This is a genomic window from Rhodophyticola sp. (genome assembly GCF_965284195.1).
Taxonomy (GTDB): Bacteria; Pseudomonadota; Alphaproteobacteria; order Rhodobacterales; family Rhodobacteraceae; genus Rhodophyticola.
Genome location: NZ_CBDIRM010000001.1, coordinates 2066344 through 2089214, shown reverse-complemented (window position 1 = coordinate 2089214; position 22871 = coordinate 2066344). Strand labels below are relative to the sequence as shown.

The 22871-nt window shown below is 65.5% G+C and carries 23 protein-coding genes; 16 read left to right on the top strand and 7 right to left on the bottom strand.

The features are described 5' to 3' along the window. Positions 1-11 precede the first annotated feature (11 nt). Both ACQ651_RS10430 and ACQ651_RS10425 read left to right on the top strand, forming a co-directional pair. Entirely contained in the window at positions 12-791 is a 780-nt protein-coding gene (locus ACQ651_RS10430; protein WP_430449223.1) for a type III pantothenate kinase, read from the top strand. Further along, entirely contained in the window at positions 788-2464 is a 1677-nt protein-coding gene (locus ACQ651_RS10425) for a ribonuclease J (protein ID WP_430449222.1), read from the top strand. Before ACQ651_RS10430 ends, ACQ651_RS10425 begins: the two co-directional genes overlap by 4 nt. Before the next feature lie 201 nt (positions 2465-2665). Here the strand turns inward: ACQ651_RS10425 and ACQ651_RS10420 are convergent, their stop codons facing one another. The 4 genes from ACQ651_RS10420 to ACQ651_RS10405 form a co-directional block, all read right to left on the bottom strand. Beyond that, positions 2666-4354 carry a DEAD/DEAH box helicase gene (locus tag ACQ651_RS10420; protein WP_430449221.1) on the bottom strand — a complete coding sequence of 563 codons (1689 nt, stop codon included), beginning with the start codon at positions 4352-4354 and terminating at the stop codon, positions 2666-2668. Between the two features lie 156 nt (positions 4355-4510). Continuing rightward, positions 4511-4999 carry a hypothetical protein gene (locus ACQ651_RS10415; RefSeq protein WP_227284874.1) on the bottom strand — a complete coding sequence of 163 codons (489 nt, stop codon included), beginning with the start codon at positions 4997-4999 and terminating at the stop codon, positions 4511-4513. A 46-nt stretch (positions 5000-5045) separates the two neighbouring features. Further along, positions 5046-5660, bottom strand: coding sequence for a hypothetical protein (locus ACQ651_RS10410; protein ID WP_227284873.1), 615 nt, complete (start codon positions 5658-5660; stop codon positions 5046-5048). After that, positions 5657-7267, bottom strand: coding sequence for a peptide chain release factor 3 (locus ACQ651_RS10405; RefSeq protein ID WP_430449220.1), 1611 nt, complete (start codon positions 7265-7267; stop codon positions 5657-5659). The genes ACQ651_RS10410 and ACQ651_RS10405 overlap by 4 nt, the downstream gene beginning before the upstream one ends. Before the next feature lie 256 nt (positions 7268-7523). Between ACQ651_RS10405 and ACQ651_RS10400 the strand changes: the two genes are divergently transcribed. Further along, positions 7524-7892: a nuclear transport factor 2 family protein gene (locus ACQ651_RS10400; protein WP_227284871.1), complete on the top strand. Its 369-nt coding sequence runs from the start codon at positions 7524-7526 to the stop codon at positions 7890-7892. 62 nt (positions 7893-7954) lie between these two features. Here the strand turns inward: ACQ651_RS10400 and ACQ651_RS10395 are convergent, their stop codons facing one another. Continuing rightward, a complete protein-coding gene (locus ACQ651_RS10395; protein ID WP_430449219.1) occupies positions 7955-8959 on the bottom strand; it encodes a Hint domain-containing protein in 1005 nt (334 codons plus the stop codon). Positions 8960-9069: 110 nt separating this feature from the next. Here ACQ651_RS10395 and ACQ651_RS10390 point away from each other — a divergent pair, with 110 nt between their 5' ends. From ACQ651_RS10390 to ACQ651_RS10360, 7 genes are all read left to right on the top strand, one after another. Beyond that, entirely contained in the window at positions 9070-9849 is a 780-nt protein-coding gene (locus tag ACQ651_RS10390) for an SDR family oxidoreductase (RefSeq protein ID WP_430449218.1), read from the top strand. Further along, positions 9846-10988, top strand: coding sequence for a hypothetical protein (locus ACQ651_RS10385; RefSeq protein WP_430449217.1), 1143 nt, complete (start codon positions 9846-9848; stop codon positions 10986-10988). Before ACQ651_RS10390 ends, ACQ651_RS10385 begins: the two co-directional genes overlap by 4 nt. A 54-nt stretch (positions 10989-11042) precedes the next feature. Continuing rightward, positions 11043-12131, top strand: coding sequence for an ABC transporter ATP-binding protein (locus ACQ651_RS10380; protein ID WP_375551850.1), 1089 nt, complete (start codon positions 11043-11045; stop codon positions 12129-12131). A 162-nt stretch (positions 12132-12293) separates the two neighbouring features. Continuing rightward, complete coding sequence (tatA, locus tag ACQ651_RS10375) at positions 12294-12533, top strand: twin-arginine translocase TatA/TatE family subunit (protein ID WP_227284867.1); 240 nt, start codon at positions 12294-12296, stop codon at positions 12531-12533. 33 nt (positions 12534-12566) lie between these two features. Beyond that, positions 12567-13085, top strand: a complete 519-nt coding sequence (tatB, locus tag ACQ651_RS10370; protein ID WP_227284866.1) for a Sec-independent protein translocase protein TatB — start codon at positions 12567-12569, stop codon at positions 13083-13085. After that, entirely contained in the window at positions 13082-13957 is an 876-nt protein-coding gene (tatC, locus tag ACQ651_RS10365; RefSeq protein ID WP_375551852.1) for a twin-arginine translocase subunit TatC, read from the top strand. The genes tatB and tatC overlap by 4 nt, the downstream gene beginning before the upstream one ends. Then, positions 13954-14793 (top strand): ATP-binding protein, encoded by an 840-nt coding sequence (locus ACQ651_RS10360; protein WP_375551853.1) that lies wholly within the window; start codon positions 13954-13956, stop codon positions 14791-14793. Before tatC ends, ACQ651_RS10360 begins: the two co-directional genes overlap by 4 nt. 205 nt (positions 14794-14998) lie before the next feature. Here the strand turns inward: ACQ651_RS10360 and ACQ651_RS10355 are convergent, their stop codons facing one another. After that, positions 14999-16180 (bottom strand): alkane 1-monooxygenase, encoded by a 1182-nt coding sequence (locus ACQ651_RS10355; protein WP_430449216.1) that lies wholly within the window; start codon positions 16178-16180, stop codon positions 14999-15001. A 146-nt stretch (positions 16181-16326) separates the two neighbouring features. Between ACQ651_RS10355 and ACQ651_RS10350 the strand changes: the two genes are divergently transcribed. From ACQ651_RS10350 to ACQ651_RS10325, 6 genes are all read left to right on the top strand, one after another. Continuing rightward, positions 16327-18024: an NAD(P)H-dependent oxidoreductase subunit E gene (locus ACQ651_RS10350; RefSeq protein ID WP_430449215.1), complete on the top strand. Its 1698-nt coding sequence runs from the start codon at positions 16327-16329 to the stop codon at positions 18022-18024. Between the two features lie 7 nt (positions 18025-18031). Next, positions 18032-18661 carry a lysoplasmalogenase family protein gene (locus tag ACQ651_RS10345; RefSeq protein ID WP_430449214.1) on the top strand — a complete coding sequence of 210 codons (630 nt, stop codon included), beginning with the start codon at positions 18032-18034 and terminating at the stop codon, positions 18659-18661. Between the two features lie 107 nt (positions 18662-18768). Beyond that, positions 18769-20010 (top strand): signal recognition particle-docking protein FtsY, encoded by a 1242-nt coding sequence (ftsY, locus tag ACQ651_RS10340; RefSeq protein ID WP_430449213.1) that lies wholly within the window; start codon positions 18769-18771, stop codon positions 20008-20010. 44 nt (positions 20011-20054) lie between these two features. Further along, positions 20055-20399 carry a GNAT family N-acetyltransferase gene (locus ACQ651_RS10335; RefSeq protein WP_430449212.1) on the top strand — a complete coding sequence of 115 codons (345 nt, stop codon included), beginning with the start codon at positions 20055-20057 and terminating at the stop codon, positions 20397-20399. Positions 20400-20478: 79 nt separating this feature from the next. Beyond that, the gene (locus tag ACQ651_RS10330) at positions 20479-21396 is read left to right on the top strand and encodes an EamA family transporter (RefSeq protein WP_430449211.1); all 918 of its coding nucleotides are present in this window, start codon (positions 20479-20481) and stop codon (positions 21394-21396) included. Positions 21397-21407: 11 nt separating this feature from the next. Further along, positions 21408-22031 carry an inner membrane-spanning protein YciB gene (locus ACQ651_RS10325; protein ID WP_227284858.1) on the top strand — a complete coding sequence of 208 codons (624 nt, stop codon included), beginning with the start codon at positions 21408-21410 and terminating at the stop codon, positions 22029-22031. Here ACQ651_RS10325 and ACQ651_RS10320 read toward each other — a convergent pair. Continuing rightward, positions 21985-22839 (bottom strand): pseudouridine synthase, encoded by an 855-nt coding sequence (locus tag ACQ651_RS10320; protein WP_375551859.1) that lies wholly within the window; start codon positions 22837-22839, stop codon positions 21985-21987. The genes ACQ651_RS10325 and ACQ651_RS10320 overlap by 47 nt on opposite strands. Positions 22840-22871 lie beyond the last annotated feature (32 nt).

Below are 22871 nucleotides of genomic sequence, written 5' to 3'. Positions count from 1 at the left end.
GAGGGCCCCCAATGCTCCTGTGCATCGACTGCGGCAACACGAACACGGTTTTCTCCGTCTGGGACGGGGAGAGGTTTCTGGCCACGTTTCGCACCTCGACCGAGCATCAACGCACGGCGGACCAGTATTTCGTGTGGTTTTCCACGCTGATGGAGAACCGCAAGCTGGAGGTGGCGATCACCGATTGCATCATCTCCTCCACGGTGCCCCGGGTGGTGTTCAACCTGCGCGTCCTCTGCGATCGCTACTTCAATTGCCGTCCGTTGGTCGTGGGCAAGCCGGAATGCCTGCTGCCGGTGAACCCGCGTGTCGATGAAGGGACGCAGGTCGGACCTGACCGGCTGGTCAATACCGCCGGCGCATATGATCGCCACGGCGGCGACCTGATCGTGGTCGATTTCGGGACCGCCACGACCTTCGATGTGGTTGCCGGCGACGGCGCCTATGTGGGCGGTGTGATCGCGCCGGGCGTCAATCTCAGCCTTGAGGCGCTGCATCATGCCGCGGCGGCCCTGCCGCATGTGGATGTGACCAAGCCGCAGGCCGTTATCGGCACCAACACGGTGGCTTGCATGCAATCGGGTGTCTTCTGGGGCTATGTGGGCCTTGTGGCGGGCATCACCGACCGGATCAGGGGCGAATATGACCGGCCGATGCGGATTGTCGGCACTGGCGGGCTTGCCCCGTTGTTCTCCACCGGGGATGTGTTATTTGACCTGATCGAAGATGATCTGACGATGCATGGCCTCACGGTCATCTATTCTCACAACAAGGAAAACGGCAGCATATGAGTGATCGCGCAAGGCTGATCTACCTCCCCCTGGGCGGCGCGGGGGAGATCGGGATGAACTGCTATCTCTACGGCTATGGGCCGGAGGGGAAAGAGCGCTTCATCCTGGTCGACATCGGCGTCAGCTTCCCGGATATGGACGGGCAGCCCGGGGTCGATCTGATCCTGCCGGATGTCTCATGGCTGGCGGCCCGCGCCGACCGGCTCGACGCGATTTTCATCACCCATGCGCATGAGGATCATGTGGGCGCTCTGGGCCATCTGTGGTCGCAATTGCGCGCGCCGGTCTATGCCCGCGTCTTCACCGCCTATCACGCGCGGCGCAAGATGGAGGATGCGGGGCAGGACCCCGATCAGGTGCAGGTGGTGGGCGCGTACCCCGAAATGGTCGAGGCGGGGGCCTTCCGTGTGCAGTTTGCCCCGATTTCCCATTCGATCCCCGAAGCCTCCGCTCTGGTGATCGACACGCCCGAAGGCCGGGTGGTTCATTCGGGCGATTTCAAGATCGATCATCACCCGGTGGTCGGCGAGCCGTTTGACGAGGATCTGTGGCGCGAGGTCGGGCGCGATGGCGTCCGCGCCCTGATCTGTGACAGCACCAATGTCTTCAGCCGCCATCCGGGGCGCAGCGAAAGCCAGTTGCCCGAACCGATCGGCGACCTGATTGCGGGTGCCAAGGGGATGGTCGTGGCCACGACCTTCGCCTCGAACATCGCCCGGCTGAAAACGCTGGCCGAGGCGGGCCGGGCCAACGGGCGTTCCATCTGCCTGATGGGCCGCGCGATGAAACGCATGGTGACCGCCGGGGTCGAAACCGGCGTGCTGACCGATTTCCCCGCCACCGTCAGCCCCGAAGAGGCCACCGACATTCCCCGCGAGAACCTGATGCTGATCGTCACCGGAAGCCAGGGCGAACGCCGCGCGGCTTCGGCGGCGCTGTCGCGAGGCAAGTATCTGGGCCACGAACTCGCGGAAGGGGACATGTTCCTGTTTTCCTCCAAGACCATTCCGGGCAACGAGGTCTCGGTGGGGTTCATCCAGAATGCGCTTGCCGAAAAAGGCGTGCAGGTTGTGGATGAGAACTCCGGGTTCTATCACGTTTCGGGCCATGCGAACCGCCCCGATCTCGAAGCGATGCACGATCTGGTCCGCCCGCAGATCCTGCTGCCCAACCATGGCGAGTTCCGCCATCTGCGTGAACATGCCCGCGTGGCGCTGGAAAAGGGGCTGAACGGGATCGTCGCCCCGAACGGCGCGATGGTGGAGCTTTCGGGTAACCAGCCGGGCGTGGTGGAGCGGATCGAGATCGCCAAGACCTATCTTGACGGCACGGCCCTTGTGGGGGCGTTCGATGGCGTGATCCGCGACCGGATGAAACTCGCGCTCAACGGTCTGGTCATCGTGGCGCTGGTCGTGGACGAGGATGACCAGGTTCTGGAAGACAGCTGGGTCCAGCTGCGCGGGCTGCCCGAGATTGTCGGGAACGGGGCCGATCTGGCCGAGATGATCGAGGATGAACTGGCCGAGTTGCTGCCGCGTCTGGATGACCGGACCGTCGGCGACGACGATAAGCTGGAAGAAGCGATAAAGCGTGTGGCCCGGCAGGTTTGCGTCAGCGAGATCGGCAAGAAACCTGAAGTCAGCGTTCTGGTCTCCCGCCTGATGGCGGGATAGCGAGGGCTCAGGGGCGACGCCGCGTCCCGGCACCTTGACCAATCAGACCCGTTCCTTGTGCTGCAAGGGGCGGGTTGTTTTCATCCAGAAACACGCCCCCGATGCCCGCGCGCCCGTGACCGGCATGCCGTGAGGCGGGGCTGCAACCCCGTTGACCTCTCGCTGCCTTCCGGTCCGAACGGCCTCAGGCGCCCGCGTCTCTCAGGCCGCGTCTTCGTTGCCGGGGTCCGAGGATGGGGTCTTGTCCTCATCCTTCACCTTCTTTGCCCGGCGACGCTTGGGCTTCGGCTTGGGCGTTTCCTCGGCCGAGGGTGCATTCGCGCCCTCCGCCTCGTGGGCGGTGTCCTCATCGGCCTGCGCGTCATCAAGGTCCGGGTCCGGTCTGGCCGGACCGCCCCGGCGCTCGTCGAAGCTGAGCGAAATGAAGTCGGGCATGTGCTCGCCCATGCCGACCACCCGGTTGCCACCGCGATCGCCGCCCCGGTCACGCCCGCCGCGGCTCCGGTTGCCGTGATCACCACGCTCGCCGCGGTCATCGGCCCGATCCCGGCTGCGGGCGGCGGGAGCCGGCGTCTCGGCGGCGGCAGTCGCCTCCTCGGCCACGGGCTCGGCGGCGGCGTTCTGGGGTGCCTGGGGCTCCTTGCGATCGTCGCGGCGGGCCCGGCTGCGGCGCGGTTTGCGCTCGGGCCTCGTGTCGGCCTCTGCCTCGGCCGTGTCGGTCGCGGCCTGCGCGTCCCCGATCTGGATCGGAGGATCGACACGGGGGATCGAATTGCCGATCAGGGACTCGATCGCGCCCAGATATTTGTCATCCGACGGCACGTGGATCATGATCGTCTTGCCCTTGCGCCCGGCGCGGCCCGTGCGGCCGATCCGGTGCACGTAATCCTCCGCATGGGAGGGGACGTCGTAATTCAGCACATGGCTCACATTCGGGATATCGAGCCCGCGCGCGGCCACGTCGGAGGCCACCAGAAACCTGATCGAGCCGTCGCGAAACCCGTCCAGCGTGCGGGTGCGGTGCGACTGGTCCAGATCGCCATGGATCGGCTCCGCGTTCAGGCCGTGTTTCTTGAGGGATTTCGCAACGATATCCACATCGACCTTGCGGTTGCAGAAGATGATCGCGTTTGTGCAGGCCTCCCCTTCGCCTTCGATGATTGCGCGCAGCATGTCGCGTTTCTGCTTGGCGGCCACATCGCGGCGGGTGGGCCGGAAGCTGACCATCACCTGTTCGATCGTCTCCGAGGCGCTCGACTGGCGGGCGACCTCGATCTTGGCCGGGTTGGACAGGAACGTATTGGTGATCCGCTCGATCTCGGGCGCCATGGTGGCGGAAAAGAACAGCGTCTGGCGGGTGAAGGGAACAAGGCCGAAGATGCGTTCGATATCGGGGATGAATCCCATGTCGAGCATCCGGTCGGCTTCGTCCACCACCATGATCTGCACACCGGTCAGAAGCAACTTGCCGCGTTCGAAATGATCGAGCAGACGGCCCGGTGTGGCGATCAGCACGTCGACGCCGCGGTCGATCAGCTGATCCTGCTCCTTGAAGGACACGCCGCCGATCAGCAGCGCCTTGGTCAGCTTCACGTGCTTGGCGTAGGTGTCGAAGTTCTCGGCCACCTGGGCGGCAAGCTCGCGCGTCGGGCAAAGCACCAGGCTTCGCGGCATCCGCGCCCGCGCACGCCCGCGCGCCAGCATGGTGATCATCGGCAGCGTGAAGCTGGCGGTCTTGCCGGTGCCCGTCTGGGCGATGCCCAGCACATCGCGGCCTTCGAGAGCCGGGGGAATGGCCCCTTCCTGTATCGGGGTCGGGGTTTCATAGCCCGCCTCTTCCACGGCTTTCAAAACCTTGGGGTTAAGGCTGAGTTCGGAAAATTTTGTCATATGCGTCCAATGTTACCGGCAGGGGCCGGTGAGAAGAAAAGGAGCGCATATCCGGCGCGCTCCGCGTCGCGGCCCTTGCGCCCATCGCAACGGCCCTTGGGAAATAGTCCAGTCAGCGCATAAGGTCAAATGCTGCGCTGCACACAAGGGGGAGCGTTACATTTCCGCCGCACGGGCAAGCGCTTCTGAAAAGAGCGCGGGAGGGGCGTGAATGGCGATAGCGCCGGACGGGCCGAACAGCCGGGCGCGCAATCCGCTCCGGGCGCCGGCACGGATCATCTCGGGGCTCAACGCGATCATCCCGACCGCGAAATCACGGCAATGCCCATGGGTGCATCCGCCGACGCGGCGCGCAAGGCTGCGATAGGGCAGCTCGGTCCCGCCACGCCAGGCGCTGCTGTAGCGCAGCCTGTGCACACCGTCCCGGCGCTGGTGAATGATCAGCGCGCGGATCGTCTCGTCGCCCCGGGTCGCCACGATCACATGGCCCATGAGCACGTGATGGACATCGTCGCTGAGCAGCATCTGGCGGGAATAGACGCCGAAGAGGCCCTGATCACGGCTGATCAGATCGCCGCCCCGCCCGCCGGCGGCACAGGCGGCCAGCATGAAGACCAGCGCGAGGACGGAAAGCCGATGGAACATGCCCGCAGCTTGCCCGGATTTCGGTTAATCCACCGTTAAGCTGTGACTAGGCGGTGAGCGAGGGATGCAGCACGGGCATGTAACCGGCGGCAAGCACGGCGCGCGTGGGCGCCGGCGTAAGCACGGTGACGGGCCCGCCGGGGCGGGGGACCGGGTGGCCGTAACCCTTCGGATCGTAGGGATGCATATGGTCCCCCCGCACCAGATGGGCGCGATCCTTCCACAGGATGAAGGCGAAATCCGGCAGATCGGCGCTCTCGGCCTCGTGGCGGATCTGTGCGCGGTTGCGCGTCACCCGGGCCTTGTGCAGCGCCCCATCCATCGCCATCCGCTCCGGCGGCGCGCCGGTCGCCCGTTGCCAGGCGGCGGTCCAGCGCAGATAGGCCTCCCGCCGGCAGTAATGGCAGGGCCGGTGCCCCGCCGTAAGCGCCACGGCCTCATCCAGAAAGAACAGGGCCGACCAGCCGCGATCGGGCATGGGGCCGTGATAGATGCCCCTCGGATGGGTGAGCGTGCAGACCAGCCAGTGCTTGTGGGACCAGCGCGCGGTGCCGAGCGTGCCATCGGGCCGATGGATGATCCCGCGATTGCCGGTGAAAAGCCCCCGCGCCGGGTCCGCGACGATCTCGCCCGTGGGCAGAACCCGGTTTTGAAGGGTCACACCATCAGTTCCTTGGTCGCCGAAAGCCGGATGTCGGGATAATCCCGCTCCACCCGGTCGATGTCCCATTGCAGACGTGTCAGATAGACCGGATCGCCGTCATTGTCGGTGGCGATATGCTGTTTGTTGGCGTTGGCGAAGGCGTCGACCTTGTCTCTGGGGCCGTGCACCCATCTGGCGGAGGTGAATTGCGACGGCTCGAACCGCACCGGCAGGCCGTACTCCAGCTCGATCCGGCTGGCCAGCACCTCGAATTGCAGCGCGCCGACCACGCCGACGATGAAGCCGGAGCCGAAGCTGGGTTTGAAGACCTTGGCGGCCCCTTCCTCGGCGAATTGCATCAACGCCTTGTCGAGATGCTTTGCCTTCATCGGGTCGCCCGCGCGGCAGGTCTGCAGAAGCTCCGGCGCGAAACTGGGGATGCCGGTGAAACGCAAGCTTTCGCCCTCGGTCAGGGCGTCGCCGATGCGAAGCTGGCCATGGTTCGGAATGCCGATGATGTCGCCGGCCCAGGCCTCTTCGGCCAGTTCGCGGTCACTGGCGAGAAACATGACCGGGTTGCTGATCGCCATGGGTTTCTTCGACCGCACATGGGTCAGCTTCATGCCGCGTTCGAAATGGCCCGAAACCATGCGCACGAAGGCCACCCGGTCGCGGTGCTTGGGGTCCATATTGGCCTGCACCTTGAAGACGAAGCCCGAAACTTTCCGTTCCTCCGGCGCGACTTCGCGGGGTTCGGCATTCTGCACCTGCGGCTCGGGCCCGTATTCGGCGATGCCGTCCATCAGTTCCTTCACACCGAAGGAGTTGATCGCGGAGCCGAACCAGATCGGGGTCAGCGTCCCGTCGAGAAACGCCTTGCGGTCCAACGGCGGCAGCAACTCGCGCGCCATCTCCACCTCCTCGCGGAGCTTTTCCAGCAGGTCCGCGGGCACATGTTCGGCAAGTTTCGGGTCGTCGAGCCCTTCGATGCGGATGCTTTCGGCGACCACGTTGCGGTCCGCCCGGTCCATCAGGTCCAGCCGGTCGTGGATCAGGTCGTAACAGCCCAGGAAATCGCGCCCGGAGCCGATGGGCCAGCTTGCCGGTGTCACGTCGATGGCGAGGTTTTCCTGAATCTCGTCGATGATATCGAAGGTGTCGCGGCTTTCGCGGTCCATCTTGTTGCAGAAGGTCAGGATCGGTAGGTCGCGCAAGCGGCAGACCTCGAACAGCTTCTGGGTCTGGCTTTCCACGCCCTTCGCGCCGTCGATGACCATGATGGCGGCATCCACGGCGGTCAGCGTGCGATAGGTATCCTCCGAGAAATCGCTGTGCCCGGGTGTGTCGACCAGGTTGAAGCGGTAATTGACCTCGGGCCGTTGATAATCGAAGGACATGGCCGAGGCGGAGACGGAAATCCCCCGATCCTTTTCCATCTGCATGAAATCGGAGCGTGTGCGCCGCGCCTCGCCCTTGGCGCGCACCTGCCCGGCCATCTGGATCGCCCCGCCATAAAGCAGGAATTTCTCCGTCAGCGTGGTCTTGCCCGCATCCGGGTGCGAGATGATCGCAAAGGTCCGGCGGCGGGCGATTTCAGGGGGCAAGGGGGGGCGATTGTCCAACATGGGCGCCGGTATAGGCGGGGGCGGGGGCATTGGCAATCGACGCCGGCGGCGCCCCGTGGGATGACGGTCCGGCCCCTGCAGGACCCCGGAATGCCGAAGGGTCGAACCCGACATGATCCGGGGTCCGCAGCCCGGGTCTGGCTTTCGCGTCGGCGGGCGATCTGCGCGCCGCCGGTTTCGCCTGCCCAAATGTGATGACCCGCGGGGGCGACTCGCGTAAGATGGGAACACTAAGTGAACAAAAGGGAGGGTCGTGATGACATTGGAAGAGATCGCGACTGCGCTGGTCGATGGGTGCCGCACACAGCGCGAAGACGAAAATCTGGACAAGCTCTATGCGCCCGATGCGGTGTCCGTCGAGGCCGCGGATGTCTCCGGCATGGGGCGGGAGACCAGGGGCCTTGAGGGCATTCGCGGCAAACATGCCTGGTGGAACGGGAATTTCGAGGTGCATGGCGGCGACGTGCAGGGGCCGTTTCTGCATGGCGACGACCGCTTCGGCGTGATTTTCGAGATCGACGCGACCCACAAGGAAAGCGGCGAGCGGACGCAGATGAAGGAAATGGCGATCTATCACGTCGCGGATGGCAAGATCGTGCGCGAGGAGTTTTTCGGAACAGCCTGACGCGACCCTCGCCCCGCTTGCATCTGTCCCGCAACGGGCAGGCAGACGGGGCGGCCAGTGGTTCAATCGTCCTTGAAAACGCCCTTGCTGGCGCGGGTCAGCCGGTCGATCACGTCGCCCTGCTTGTCCAGAACGGTTTTCGACAGCTCGATTTCGGAGGCGTTCAGCCGGTCCGCGTCCGATGGCGCGATATCCAGATCGTCGGGCAGGGCGGCGCGGGTCTGACTGGTGACCAGCAGGCTTTCGACCGCGATCCCTTCGGCATAGATGATCTCGTGGCCGTCAAAGAGGATGTGATAGGTGTCTTCATGGCCACCTTCCTCCTGCACGACGGTTGCGCCGTCGACAAGATAGCCCGCCTTGACCATCACTTCGGCCCGGCCGGTCCCGACCTCGTCGGTGCGTTGCCAGATGAACAGCCGGTGATGCGGCGACAGGCGCAGGTCGCGGGCGGTGTTCAGCGTGCCTTCGGTGATGCGGATGGGGGCCAGCGCCCCGGTCGTGCGCATGGTCTGCTGGCCGATCCAGCGAATCTCCTGCGGGCCGTTGTCGCGGGTCAGCACCCGATCACCGACAACCAGCGTCTCGACCGGTTTTTGCGCGCCGTTGGCCATGGTCAGATGGGTGCCGGCAAGGAAACTGACGCTGGCGATATCGGCAAACCGGCGCGGGGCGCTTTCGACTTCGGAGGCCACAAGCTCGTAATCCGTCGCGATCTGCAGGGTGGTGAGCGGCAGCACATGCCGGGAGGTTTTCGCATCCGACCAGATCGTCAGCAGCAGAAGCTCCACCATCTTGCCGTCGGGCGCCATCAGCGTGTGACACAGATCCAGCGTAACCCCGTCACCGGGACGCCCAAGCTGCGAAGCGTCGGCCACCTCCTGCCCCTTGGGGCCATCGCAGATTGCGAGGCTGGCCATGTTCGCCCGACGCGACAAGCGGTAGTAATCCCCCGGAACGACATCTTTCATCAACCCGATCGGATCGCCCTCATTGGCCCCGGTGGACACGGTCAGGGCGTCGGCGGGATAGGTGGAAAAGGTGAATTGAGCGGTGCGCCGTGTCATGGTCTCTCCTTGGACGTTCATGGGTAAGTCGCGGCGCGAAGCCGGTCAAGCGAGACTGGCGATGCCGGCCACCGGCTGCTAGATCGGAGGGGAAGCCAGAGGAGGGTGCGATGGATCTGGGAATTTCGGGAAAACGGGCGCTGGTCTGCGCCTCGTCCAAGGGGCTGGGTCGGGGCTGTGCCGAGGCCTTGGCGGCGGCAGGATGCGATCTGGTGATGAACGCGCGCGGCGCCGAGGCGCTGGAGGCCGCGGCGGAGGCGATCCGGTCCGCCTATGGGGTGACCGTCACGACCGTGGCGGCCGACGTCACCAGTGAAGGCGGGCGCGCCGAACTGATTGAAATGGCGGGTGAAACCGATATCCTCGTCACCAATGCGGGCGGCCCTCCGCCGGGCATGTGGCATGAGTGGGGGCGGGACGATTTCATTGCCGCGCTGGACGCCAACATGCTGACCCCGATTGCCTTGATGACCGCGTTGATACCGGGCATGATCGACCGGGGCTGGGGCCGGGTGGTCAACATCACCTCGCAATCGGTCAAGGCGCCGATCCCGCAGCTTGGCCTGTCGAACGCGGCGCGCACCGGGTTGACCGGCTATGTGGCGGGCACGGCGCGGCAGGTCGCGCCCCAGGGCGTCGTGATCAACAATCTCCTGCCCGGCATCCATGCCACGGACCGGGCCGATGCGCTGGATGGCGGGGTGGCCAAGGCCGAGGGGATCAGCATCGAAGAGGCCCGCGCGCGGCGCGCGGCCACCATCCCCGCGCGCCGCTACGGAACGGCGGAGGAGTTCGGCCAGATGTGCGCCTACCTGTGTTCGCAACAAGCCGGATTCATCGTAGGCCAGAACATCCTGATGGATGGCGGCGCCACGAACGCAACCCTATGAGCGAGCGGTTTTCCCTAAAGGATCATCTGTTCAACGCGGAGTCGCTGGGCGATCTGGCGGCGGAATACGCCGCCGGATTGCAGGATTTCGATGCCGAGGGATTTCTGGCCGAGGTGCTACCCGGTCTTGAAGGGCGCGAGCTGCTGGAGCGGCTCGACTGGATCGCGGATTGCATCGAGACGCGGCTACCGCCCGATTTCCCCGCCATGGCCGATGCGCTGGAGGCCGCAATGCCGCCCGAACTGGACCCGGCCAGAACCGATGACGATTTCGGCCGGTTCATTCATTCGGTTCCCGGAATTCTGGCCGTCCGGCACGGGATGGAACACCATCCGGAGCGGGCGCTGGACCTTCTGGAGGCGGCCACGAAACGGTTTTCGATGGAGCTCTATATCCGGCCGTTTCTGAACCGCTGGCCCGAGGAAACGCTGCGCCGTCTGGAGCGGTGGTGCACCAGTTCCAACTACCACGTCCGCCGGTTGGTGAGCGAAGGGACCCGCCCAAGGCTGCCCTGGGCGAAATCGATCACGCTTGACCCGATGGTGCCGCTGCGGTTCCTCGATGCGCTGCATGCGGACCCGACACGGTATGTGACGCGGTCGGTCGCGAACCATCTCAACGACATCAGCAAGCTGGATCCGGAGCGGGTGCTCGCCATGCTGACCGCCTGGCGGGAGGCCGGCCGGCAACAGGACGCGGAATTGGCCTGGATGACCCGCCACGCCTTGCGCACCCTGATCAAGGCTGGCCATCCGGGCGCGATGGCGCATCTGGGCTACGATGCCGACGCGCCGGTGAGACTGGAGGCGATAACGGTCACGCCCGATCCGGTGGCGATCGGCGGGCGCGCGACGGTGGAAATTGTCCTTTCCGCGCCTGAACGGACGCCGGTTCTGGTGGATTACCTGCTTTGGTTTCACAAACCCGACAGGGCGGAGACATGCAAGGTCTTCAAGCTGAAACAGGCGGAGGTGACGCCGGAGCAGCCGCTTCGCGTGGCCAAGACCCATGTCTTCCGGGAAAATGCGACCACATTCACCCTCCATCCCGGGCCGTACCGGATTTCGGCGCAGGTCAACGGGAAGATTTTGGGAGAGGTCGCTTTTTCGCTGACAGAAAGCGGGCGTGGGCGGACTTGAAACATCAGATGGCCCCTGTTACCTGCGAAACCCGATGGAATTGATCGGGTTTTCGTGACCGTGCCTCAAACTCCCCGCCTTCAGGTTGACCATGTCTCCTGCGATTTCGACGGTCGCGTGGTCGTGCGCGATGTCTCCTTGCAGGTCGCGCCGGGGGAGATCATGTGCCTGCTCGGGCCCTCGGGTTGCGGCAAGTCCACCACCTTGCGGGTGATCGCGGGGGTGGAGCGCCAGAATGCCGGCCGTATCCTCGTCGACGGGCAGGTGATGTCCGATGACAGGGATCACCGGCCACCCGAAGCCCGGGGCATCGGCCTGATGTTTCAGGATTTTGCACTGTTCCCGCATCTGAGCGTGGCGCAGAATGTGAGCTTTGGTCTGACCGGCCCGAAGGCCGAGAAATCCGCCCGCGTCACGGAGTTGCTGGAGCGGGTCGATCTGGCCGGTTACGGGCAGAAATCGCCGCATATGCTGTCGGGCGGGGAGCAGCAGCGGGTGGCGCTGGCCCGGGCGCTTGCCCCGCGCCCCAAGGTGATGCTGATGGACGAGCCCTTTTCGGGGCTGGACAACCGGCTGCGCGACGGGATCCGCGACGAAACGCTGCAATTGCTGAAGGAAGAAGGCACCGCCGTGCTGCTGGTCACCCATGAGCCCGAGGAGGCGATGCGCATGGCCGACCAGATTGCGCTCATGCGGGACGGCCAGATCGTGCAGCAGGGCGCGCCCTACAACATCTACAACGCGCCCTGCGATCAGGCGGCGGCCGCGTTTTTCAGCGATGTGAACGTGATCCGCGGGCGGGTCGAGGGGGCGCTGACCGATACCGCCTTCGGTCAGTTTCTAGCCCCCGGGTATCCCGACGGGTCGGATGTGGAGATCATTTTTCGCCCGCAGCACGTGAAGATCGATTTTGACCGGGGCGGGCGCGGCCCGAACCCGACAGCGGTGGATGGCGTGCCGGCGCGCGGGGTCGTGGAACGGGCGCGGTTCATGGGGCATGAAAGCCTTGTGGAGTTCCGGATGGACTTCAATCAGGAAGTTTTGCGGGCCACCGTGCCGGCGGTCTTCCTGCCGAAACCGGGGACGCCGCTTTGGCTGACCGTACGGCGGGACAGGTGTTTCGTGTTCCCCCATCGGGGGTGAACACCCGCCTTTCTCCTTGCTCCGGCGGGCGATTCGGCCCAAAACCGGGCCTGACGCAGCCATTGGGGCTTTGATCCCGCCCCAGATGACTTACCTATGGATCATGGATGTGATTGCGCGGCGCGGGCAGATACAGCCCGCCAGACGCCAAGGGAGATAACCATGCTCAACAATATCGGACCTGCCGGTCTGCTTTTGATCGCCGTTGTGGTGCTCGTGCTGTTCGGGCGCGGCAAGATCGCCAATCTGATGGGTGAGGTCGGCAAAGGCATTACCGCGTTCAAGCGCGGCGTGAAGGACTCCACCGAGGAGATCGAGAACACGCAGACCGCCGAGGACAGCGGCACCGCCGGCACCGCCGCGCGCGACGTGACGCCCGAGCGGGAGCGCGACAACGCCTGATCGGGCGTGTCGCCTGAACCATAAGGCAGGGATATGCCAGATATAGGCATGATGGAGTTGTTGGTGATCGGGATCGTGGCGTTGATCGTCGTCGGTCCCAAGGACCTGCCCAAGATGTTCCGCACCTTCGGCCAGATCACCGGGCGCATTCGCGGCATGGCCAAGGATTTCAGCCGGGCGATGGATGATGCCGCGGGCGAGACCGGCATGAAGGATCTGAGCAAGGATCTGCGCGCGATGAGCAACCCCAAGAAGATGGGGCTGGATGCGGTCAACAAGGCGTTCGAGGATATCGACCCGACGAAATTCGAAGAAGGCAGCGAGACCCGCGCGATGGCCGAGAAACGCGCCGCCGAGGCCAAGGCCGCGCGGGAGAAGGCCGATGCGGTCCGCCGCGCCCGCGAGGACGAGATCCGCAATGCCAAGCTTGCGGCCGTCGCGCCCGGCGAGACGCCCCCGGCAGCCGCGGCCGATCCTGACGCCGGAGCTGCCCCATCCGAAGAGACGCAGATCGAACCGGCGGAACCGCGGACCGGAACCGGCACCGCATGAACGACGACGACAAAATCGACGACAGTGCCGCCCCTCTGATCGAACATCTGGCGGAGTTGCGCACCCGGCTCATCCGGTCCGTGCTGGCCTTCGTGGTGGCGATGGTGGCCTGTTTCACGGTGGCGCAACCGCTTCTGAACCTGATCCAGCAGCCCCTGATCGACGTTCTGATCGCGCGCGGTCAAAGCCCGGAACTGATTTTCACCGCGCCGCAGGAACAGTTTTTCGTGTTGGTGCGGATCTCGGTCATCGGGGGGTTCGCGCTGGCCTTTCCGATCATCGGCCATCAGTTATGGCGTTTCGTGGCGCCGGGTCTCTACCGCTCGGAGCAGAATGCCTTTCTGCCGTTCCTGATTGCCTCGCCCCTCCTGTTCCTGCTGGGGGCATCCTTCGCGCATTTCGTGGTGACGCCGCTGGCGATGAATTTCTTCATCGGTTTTGCCGACGCGATCCCGCTGCTGACCGCCTATATCACCGGGTCCGAGGTGCCGGCGCTGTCGGACGATACGACCGAGCTGCGCACGGTTTTCCTCGGCTCGATCCGGGAATCCACCGATCTGGCGCTGAAGTTCATCTTTGCCTTCGGCCTCTGTTTCCAGTTGCCCGTGCTGCTGACGCTGATGGGCAAGGCCGGGCTGGTCAGTGCCGAGGGGCTGGGCAACATGCGCAAATGGGCCGTGGTCGCCATTCTGACACTGGCGGCCCTTGTCACCCCGCCCGATGTGATCACGCAGCTGATCCTGTTTGTCGTGGTCTATGGCCTTTATGAAATCTCCATCCAGCTTGTGCGCCTGGTCGAGAAGCGGCGCGATGCGCGGCTGCGGGCCGAGGGGTTGCTGGATGACGAGGATGAAGAAGACCTCAAGGTATGACTGAAACGGTTCTGACGCGGATTGCCGAGGCGCTGGAGCGGCTGAGCCCCGTGCCCGCCCTTGCCCCGGACTGGGACGCGGCGGAGGCATTTGTCTGGCACACGGTGCCGGACCGTCTGGAGCCGGTGGCGCGCGTCAACCGGATCGACCTGCCGCTGCTGCTTGGGATCGACCGGGCGCGGGATACGCTTCTGGAAAACACGGTGCAGTTTGCCCGCGGGCTGCCCGCGAACAACGCGTTGCTCTGGGGTGCGCGCGGCATGGGGAAGTCATCGCTCGTCAAGGCGGTGCATGCGGAGGTGCTGTCGCAGGGTCCCGCCGTGAAGCTGGTCGAGGTGCAGCGCGAGGATCTGCCCTCCATCGGGCGGTTGCTGGCCTTGCTGCGCGCGGCCCCGGTGCGGGTTCTGCTGTTTTGCGACGATCTGTCCTTTTCCCATGACGACACCCATTACAAATCGCTGAAGGCGGTGCTGGATGGCGGCGTGGAGGGCCGGCCCGAGAACGTGATTTTCTATGCGACGTCGAACCGCCGGCATCTGATGCCCCGCGACATGATCGAAAACGAGCGTTCCAGCGCGATCAACCCGTCCGAGGCGGTGGAGGAGAAGGTCTCTCTCTCCGACCGGTTCGGGCTCTGGCTGGGGTTCCATCCGTGCAGTCAGGACGAGTATCTGGCGATGATCCGCGGCTATTGCGAGGCCCATGGGGTGGAGATCGACGAGGAGACGCTGACCGCCGAAGCGATCGAGTGGCAGGCCACGCGCGGCGCACGTTCGGGCCGTGTGGCCTGGCAGTATTTCACCGATCTGGCCGGGCGACGGGGTGTGAAGCTCTGATCTGCCGGGCGCTGCGGGCCGAAGCCCGGAATACCAGCGGCGCAAAGCAGCGGCCGGGTGTTCGGATGCGGGCAGATGCGCGCCCGAGCTTCCCCGTACCGGCTGCGCGAGTGTTTCGCAGCCGCTTGTCTGTCGCCCTTGGGCAGGCGCAGCACTGCGCCGCGGGGCCATCCCGTTTCCATGGCGGCCCGGCAATGCGGGGGCGCTATTCGCCTGGCTGCGCGGTCACGCGGGCGATCAGGGCGTCAACCTCATCCTCATCGGTGACCGGGTCACGGGGCGGTGCCGTCTGCGCCTTGTGCGGCGGCACATCGGGGTGGCGGGGCCGGATCGGGGCAGGGGTCTCCCGCAGGCGCTTTTCGGCCTGTTCCATCACCTTCATTGCGCGTCGGTCCATCACCCGGTGCCAGACCGGCGGGATGGTGGCGAGCGCGGCCATGATCGGGACGGAATAGGGCAGGGTGGGCACGCGGGCCGTCGTGTCGAGCTGGTCGTAATGCCGGTCGGGATGCATGTGATGTTCTGAATGGCTGGGCGCGTTCATCATCAGGTAGCTGGAGAACCCCTTGGGCGCGTTCCAGCTGTGATGGGCGGCGACCGGTTCGATACGGCCGCCCGGAAGCTCCAGCCGTTGCAGCCCGTAATGCTGGATGTAATCGCTGAGCAGAATTTGCAGATGCGTGAGGACGGCCAGCGCAAGGAAGGCCAGAAAACCCAGGATGCCGGCGAGATCAATGGCCAGAAACAGCATGACGATGCCGCCGCCGACCCAGAGGTAATAGGGGTTGCGGACCGACCGGGCGGGTTTGCCCTTGCGGTCGAGGCGGTCGATCTCCTGCGCGACCCCGGCTTCGAAACTGCCGGTCCAGGCGCGGGGCGCATATTCCCAGAACCCTTCGCCGGGCAGCGGTGTGTTGGGATCCTGATCGGTGCCCACATAGCGATGATGCACCAGCCGATGGGCGGAGACGTGGTGCCCGAACAGCACGGTCGTGTAGACCAGCGCCCCGAGACTGGCGAGCCAGCGCTTGCGCCGATGGATCAGCTCATGCGCATTGGGGTGGCTGACCTGACCGAAAAACGAGGCCGTGGCGAGAAGAAGCGCGCATTTCTGGCCGAAATCCAGCGTCGATCCGGCCAGCGCGGTCAGAACCAGCGGGATCAGCGCCAGATGCCCGATGGCCAGAACCGCCGACAGCCGGTCGGACCACGGTTCGTGACCGTCGGGGTCATAGGGTGGCGGGGCGAGCACCTGGTCCAGAAAGGCCGCCAGCAGCGTCAGCCAGACAAGTGCGGCCAGCCCGAAGGGCGCGGCGAAAAAGCTGCCGAGGATCAGAAGCAGGAGCGGGGTCAGCGTGGCCACGGCGTAGCGGGCGATCACAGGCATGGGCGTTCCTTGGGCTTGGCGCAGGGCGATTCCCTATGGCGGAGGTAGCATGCCTGCGTTTTGGGGCAAAACGATGTCGGTTTTGGTGGGCTTTGGCAAGTCAGGCCGGTTAGAACGGAGGCAGGCAAACGCGGAAGGGCCGGCACATGGCGCTGGATGAGAAGAAAACCCCCGGCAAGGGGGTCTGGAAATCGGGCGGCGGCAAGGGCCGGAAAACGCCCAAGGGCCGCCAGTACGAGGATGCTGCGCTGGCGGAGGTGCGCGCCTTGCTGGGCGACCGGCCCCGGCGGCGCGATCTGCTGATCGAGCATCTGCATCTGATCCAGGACGCATACGGGCATCTGTCCGCGCGGCATCTGAGGGCGCTTGCCGAAGAGATGCGATTGCCGATGGCGGAGATCTGGGAGGTGGCCAGTTTCTACGCCCATTTCGATCTGGTGAAGGAAGAGGAGACCCCGCCGCCCGCCTTGACGATCCGGGTCTGCGACTCGCTCAGTTGCGAATTGGCGGGCGCGCATGCGCTGAAGGCGGCGCTGGACCGCGGGCTGGACGCCTCGCAGGTCCGCGTCGTCACCGCGCCCTGCATGGGGCGCTGCGACACGGCGCCGGTGCTTGAGCTGGGCCATAATCACATCGACCACGCCGATCCGGCCAAGGTTGCGGCGGCGATCGCGGCGGGCGACACCCATGCCCATCTGCCCGATTACGAGCGCCTTGACGGGTATGTCGCCGCGGGCGGCTACGAGGTGCTGAAACGCCTGCGCGAAAGCGGGGACTGGGAAGCCGTGCAGGAGGATCTGCTGGCGTCCGGGCTGCGCGGTCTGGGCGGTGCGGGCTTCCCCTCGGGCCGGAAATGGGGATTTGTGCGCGCCAATGACGGGCCGCGCTATCTGGCCGTGAACGGAGACGAGGGGGAGCCCGGAACCTTCAAGGACCGCTACTATCTGGAGCGGGTTCCTCATCTCTTTCTGGAAGGTATGCTGATCGCCGCCTGGGCGGTGGAGGCGGAGACCTGCTTTATCTACATGCGGGATGAATATCCGGCGGTGCTTGAGATATTGCGGCGTGAAATCAAGGCACTGGAAGACGCGGCTCTTGTGGATAAGGGGTTCATAGATCTGCGGCGCGGCGCGGGTGCGTATATCTGCGGCGAGGAAAGCGCGATGATCGAATCGATCGAGGGCAAGCGCGGCCTGCCAAGGCATCGTCCGCCCTTCGTGGCGCAGGTGGGCGTCTTCGGGCGCCCGACACTGGTCCACAATGTCGAAACTCTGCACTGGGTCGCGCGGGTCTGCCGGGAGGGGCCTGCGGTGCTGAACGCGGTCGAGAAGAATGGCCGGACGGGTCTCAGAAGCTATTCGGTTTCCGGCCGGGTCGCGATGCCGGGCGTGTATCTGCTGCCCGCCGGATCGACCATCCGGGACATCATCGAGGTCGCGGGCGGCATGGCCGAGGGGCATGTGTTCAAGGCCTATCAGCCCGGCGGGCCGTCGTCGGGGCTGTTGCCGGCCTCCATCGACGATGTACCGCTGGATTTCGACACGTTGCAGCCTCTGGGCTCGTTCATCGGTTCGGCCGCCGTCGTGGTGTTGAGCGATCAGGACAGCGCGAAGGCGGCGGCGCTCAACATGCTGCGGTTTTTCGAGGCGGAAAGCTGCGGGCAATGCACACCCTGCCGGGTCGGGTGCGAGAAGGCGGTGAAGCTGATGCAGGCCGACAAATGGGACCGGCCGCTGCTGGAGGAGCTCTGCGTGGCTATGGCCGATGCCTCCATCTGCGGGCTGGGTCAGGCGGCGCCGAACCCGATCCGCCTGACCATGAAGCATTTCCCGGACGAGGTTTGAGGCGGTCGTGACGGGTGCGGCGGGTCTGTTCGGGGCGGCGCTGTCGCTGATCTATCTGTGGATGGCCGCGGCCTCGCCTGACCGGCTGCGAAGCGCGGCGAAAACCGGCAGCGTGCTGGCCCTGGCGCTTGCGGCGGTCCTGGGTGGCGCGCCGGGTGTCGCGGTTGCGGGCCTTTGCGCGGCGGCCATGGGCGATCTGGCCCTGTCGCGGGCCGGGGAGCGGGCCTTCCGGATCGGCGTGCTCTGGTTCTGTCTCGCCCAGATCCTGTTCGTGGCGGGGTTCGGCGTGGACGTCTCCGTGGCGCTGGGCGTGGATACGGGGCGGCCCTGGCCGCTTCTGATCCTCCTGGCGCTGGGCGGGATCGTGGCGCTTGCACTGGGCTCGGGCGGCGCCCTGACACGCGGCTTCGTGGGTCTCTACGTGCCGCTTCTCCTGGGCATGGGCTGGATGGCGCTGGCCTCCGGCGTGATCTGGTGGAGTGTGGGCGCGGCGCTGTTCATCCTTTCCGATGCGCTGATCGCGCTGTCGCTTTTCGACCGGGTCCCGGCGCGCGTGAAGCGCGGGCTCGCCTATGCGGTCTGGGCCACCTACTGGCCCGCCGTGGCATGCCTGACCGCCGGGTTTCTGCAGGTCTGAGCGCAACGGCCCGCGCCCCGCGAGACATGACGCACCGGGGAGTTGGGCTTTTCAGCGCCCGGCTTGCGTATTAGGTGAGGAAGACCGGGTGAATTGGGCAGGGCGCGATGTCGTTTTTCAAGAAGCTTAAGGATCGGATGTTCAAGTCCTCGTCGAAGATCGATGAAGGGTTGGATGCGATCATCGAAGACGGGGCCGCGGACGCGCCCGAGGACCCGGTGGACCCGGTCGAAGAGGTCTTGCCGCAACCGGCAATGGACGCGATTTCAGAGCCAGAGCCAGAGCCAGAGCCAGAGCCAGAGCCAGAGCCAGAGCCAGAGCCAGAGCCAGAGCCAGAGCCAGAGCCAGAGCCAGAGCCAGAGCCAGAGCCAGAGCCAGAGCCAGAGCCAGAGCCAGAGCCAGAGCCAGAGCCGGCTGTGGAGCCGCTGCGCGTGGATCTGACGGCGGAGCCGATTTCGGAACCGGTGGCCAAACCCGGCCTTCTGGACCGCATCATCGGGCGCAGCGCCGTGCCGCGCCGGGCGCTGGATGATGACATGCTGGAGCGGCTGGAGGAGCTGCTTATCTCCGCCGATATGGGCGTGGACACGGCATTGCGGGTCACCGCCAACATGGCTGAGGGGCGCTATGGCAAGATGCTGAGCGCGGAGGAGATCAAGGGCCTGCTGGCCGCCGAGATCGCCCGCGTGATGGAACCCGTGGCCCGGCCCCTGCCGATTTATCCCAAAAAACCGCAGGTCGTGCTGGTCGTGGGCGTGAACGGCTCCGGCAAGACCACAACCATCGGCAAGCTCGCCAGCCAGTTCAAGGCGGCGGGCAAGCAGGTGGTGATCGCCGCGGGCGACACGTTCCGCGCCGCCGCGGTGGAGCAATTGCAGGTCTGGGGAGAGCGGGCGGGGGTGCCGGTTCTGACCGCGCCCGAAGGATCGGACCCCGCCGCGCTCGCCTTCGACGCGATGACGAAGGCGGAGGCCGAAGGCGCCGATCTGCTGATGATCGACACGGCCGGGCGGTTGCAGAACCGGGCCGACCTGATGGAGGAACTGGCCAAGATCGTCCGCGTGATCCGCAAGAAAGACCCCGACGCCCCCCACAACACGCTGCTGGTGCTGGATGCGACCACCGGGCAGAACGCGCTGTCTCAGGTGGAGACATTCCAGAAGATGGCCGATGTGACCGGCCTTGTGATGACCAAGCTGGACGGCACCGCCAAGGGCGGTGTGCTGGTGGCGCTGGCCGACAAGTTCGGCCTGCCGATCCATGCCATCGGCGTGGGCGAGCAGATCGACGATCTGGCCCCGTTCGACCCGAAGGAGTTCGCCCGCGCGCTGACCGGGGCGGACGGGTGATTTCGCGGTCGGATCGGCCGGCAACCGTGGCGGAGTTCCGCACCTTGCGCGAGATTACCGGTCTGGGCGCGTTTTCCGAGGCGGCATCGACTATCGCATTGACCAATACGCTGCATGCGATCTGGCTGCGCGACGAGACGGGACAACTGGTTGCGATGGGGCGGCTGACCGGCGATGGCGGCTGTTTCGCGCAGATCACCGATATCGCGGTGCACCCCGAGCGGCAACGGCAGGGTCTGGGCCGGGAGGTGATGGAAGGGCTGATGTCCTGGGCGGAGGCGAGCCTGCCCGAAGGTTGCTACATCAGCCTGATCGCCGATCCGGGGGCGGAACATCTTTACCGCAGATTCGGTTTTGCCGAGCGCTTCGGCATGGCCCGGTCCGTTTAGTGAGAGCCGGATACCATTTCGCGGGGCGTGCCGGGGATGAGGCCGCGGCGCCGCCCGCGGGGATATCCCGGAAACGAAGATGCGAGGGGCCGCCTTGGGCGAGTTGATCGTCTCTCTCGAAGGCACGGCAGCGGGCGAATGGCTGGCGCTTTGGCTGGCGCTTCTGGCGGCCCTGCTGCATGCGGTATTTGGCGCGCTGCAAAAGGGGCGGCACGACCCGCTTCTGGCACGCGGGGCGATCGATGCGTCTTACGGGCTCATGGCGGCGCCCTTCGCGCTTTTCGTGGTGCCATGGCCGGAACCACATATGTGGCCGATCTTCGCGGGCGTCTTCGTGATCCACGCGCTTTACAAATGGGCGGCGCTCGCGAGCTATCGCCGGGGCGCCTACACGGTCGTCTATCCGGTGATGCGCGGGACCGGACCGCTGTTCACGGTGATCGGGGCGTGGCTCCTCTTCGGGGAGACGTTCAGCGGTGTGCAATGGCTGGGCGTCGCGGTGCTGTTGGCCGGCATCTACGGCCTGGCCATCTACAACATGCGCACGATCACTGTGGACCGCGACAGGCTGGTCCCGGCGCTTTGGCTGGCGGTGCTGACCGGGCTTTTCGTCGCGCTTTACACCACCTATGACGCCTACGGCATCCGCGCAGCGGCCGACCCCTTCACCTTCCTTGCATGGTTCTTCTTTATCGACGGGATGCTTTACCCCTTCATCGCGGGGCGTGCCTATGCCCGCATGGCGGACCCGCCGGCCTTCGGCCCGCTGGCCCTGCGCGGGGTGATCGGCGGGCTGGTGGCATTCGGCAGTTTCGGATCGATCATGCTAGCCACCCGGCTGGATCAGGTGGGGGAGGCCGCGGTGTTGCGCGAAACCTCCACGGTTTTCGCCGCCCTCATCGGCTGGCTGCTTCTGGGGGAGCGGGTCGGCCCCCGCCGGGCCGCACTCATGGGGTTGATTGCGGCGGGTGCGGTGATAGTTGAGGCGGGTGGATAAGGAGCGACTGCATGGCCGAACGATCGATCAAACCCTGGCTGAAATCGGCACTGGAACTGGGCCCGCCGCTTTTGTTCTTCATCGCCTATATGCGGTTTCAGGACACCACGCTGACCGTGGCCGGGCGGGACTATGACGGGTTCATCATCGTCACCGCCGCTTTTGTGCCGCTGCTTCTGGCCTCGATCGCGGCGCTTTGGGTTCTGACGCGGAAAATATCCCGTATTCAGGTATTTACGGCCGTTCTTGTGGTGGTCTTCGGAGCGCTGACCGTGTGGTTCAACGATGAGCGGTTCTTCAAGATGAAGACCACGCTGGTCTACGGTTTTTTCGCCGTCGTGCTGGGGATCGGGCTGTTGCGCGGCCAGTCCTGGCTACAGTTCGTGATGGGTGACCTGTTGCCCATGCGGGAGGAGGGCTGGATGATCCTGACCAGGCGTCTGGCGGGGGCATTCGCGCTGATGGCGGTGGCGAATGAACTGGTCTGGCGGACGCAATCGACCGAATTCTGGGTCACATTCGAGACCTTCGGCCTGCCAATCTTTCTGTTTGCGGTCTTCATGTCCCAGGCGAGGCTGATCGAACGGTTCAGCCTTTCCGAGGAGGAGGAGGCCGACGAGAAGGACGCGCGCTAGCCTTGCCCTTGGCCGGGGCCTTTCGCAGGCCCGGGCGTTTGGGACGCGGTTTGGGCTCCGCATGGCCTTCGGTCGCGGCTTCAAGCCCAAGCTGATCCCGCAGGACCCGGGGCTTGATCTCCTCCACCGTGCCGGGCTTCATCTGGTTCAGCCGGAACGGGCCATAGCTGACGCGGATCAGACGGTTCACCTCCAGGCCGATTTCGCCCATGGCCCGGCGGATCTCGCGGTTCTTGCCCTCACGGATGCCGATGGTCAGCCAGGCATTGGCGCCCTGCTGCCGGTCAAGCGTGATCTCCATCGGCTGAAACCGTTCCGCGCCGATGCTCAGGCCCCGGCGAAGCGGCGCGAGATCATCCTCTTTCGGCGCGCCCTTCACCCGGACGCGATACTTGCGTAGCCAGCCGGTGGAGGGCAGTTCGAGCCGGCGTTTGAGCTCTCCGTCATTGGTCAGCAGCAAGAGGCCCTCGGAGTTGATATCCAGCCGGCCGACGCTCATCACCCGGGGCATTTCGGGCGGGAGCGCGTCGAAAACGGTTTTGCGCCCCTTTTCGTCCGCATTGGTCGTCACCAGCCCCAGAGGCTTGTGATAGAGCCACAGGCGCGGGCGCTCTGCCGCCGCGACAGGCTGGCCATCGACGGTGATCCTGTGGCTTGCGGTGACGTTGAGCGCGGGGCTCGCAATGGTCTCGCCGTTCACAGCGACGCGGCCGGCGGCGATCATGCGTTCGGCCTCCCGGCGCGACGCGACGCCGGCGCGGGCCAGAACCTTGGCGATGCGGTCGCCTTTGGGGGTGTCTTCGGTCATGGGGCCGGGTTAGCGGTTTGACAGCCGGTTGG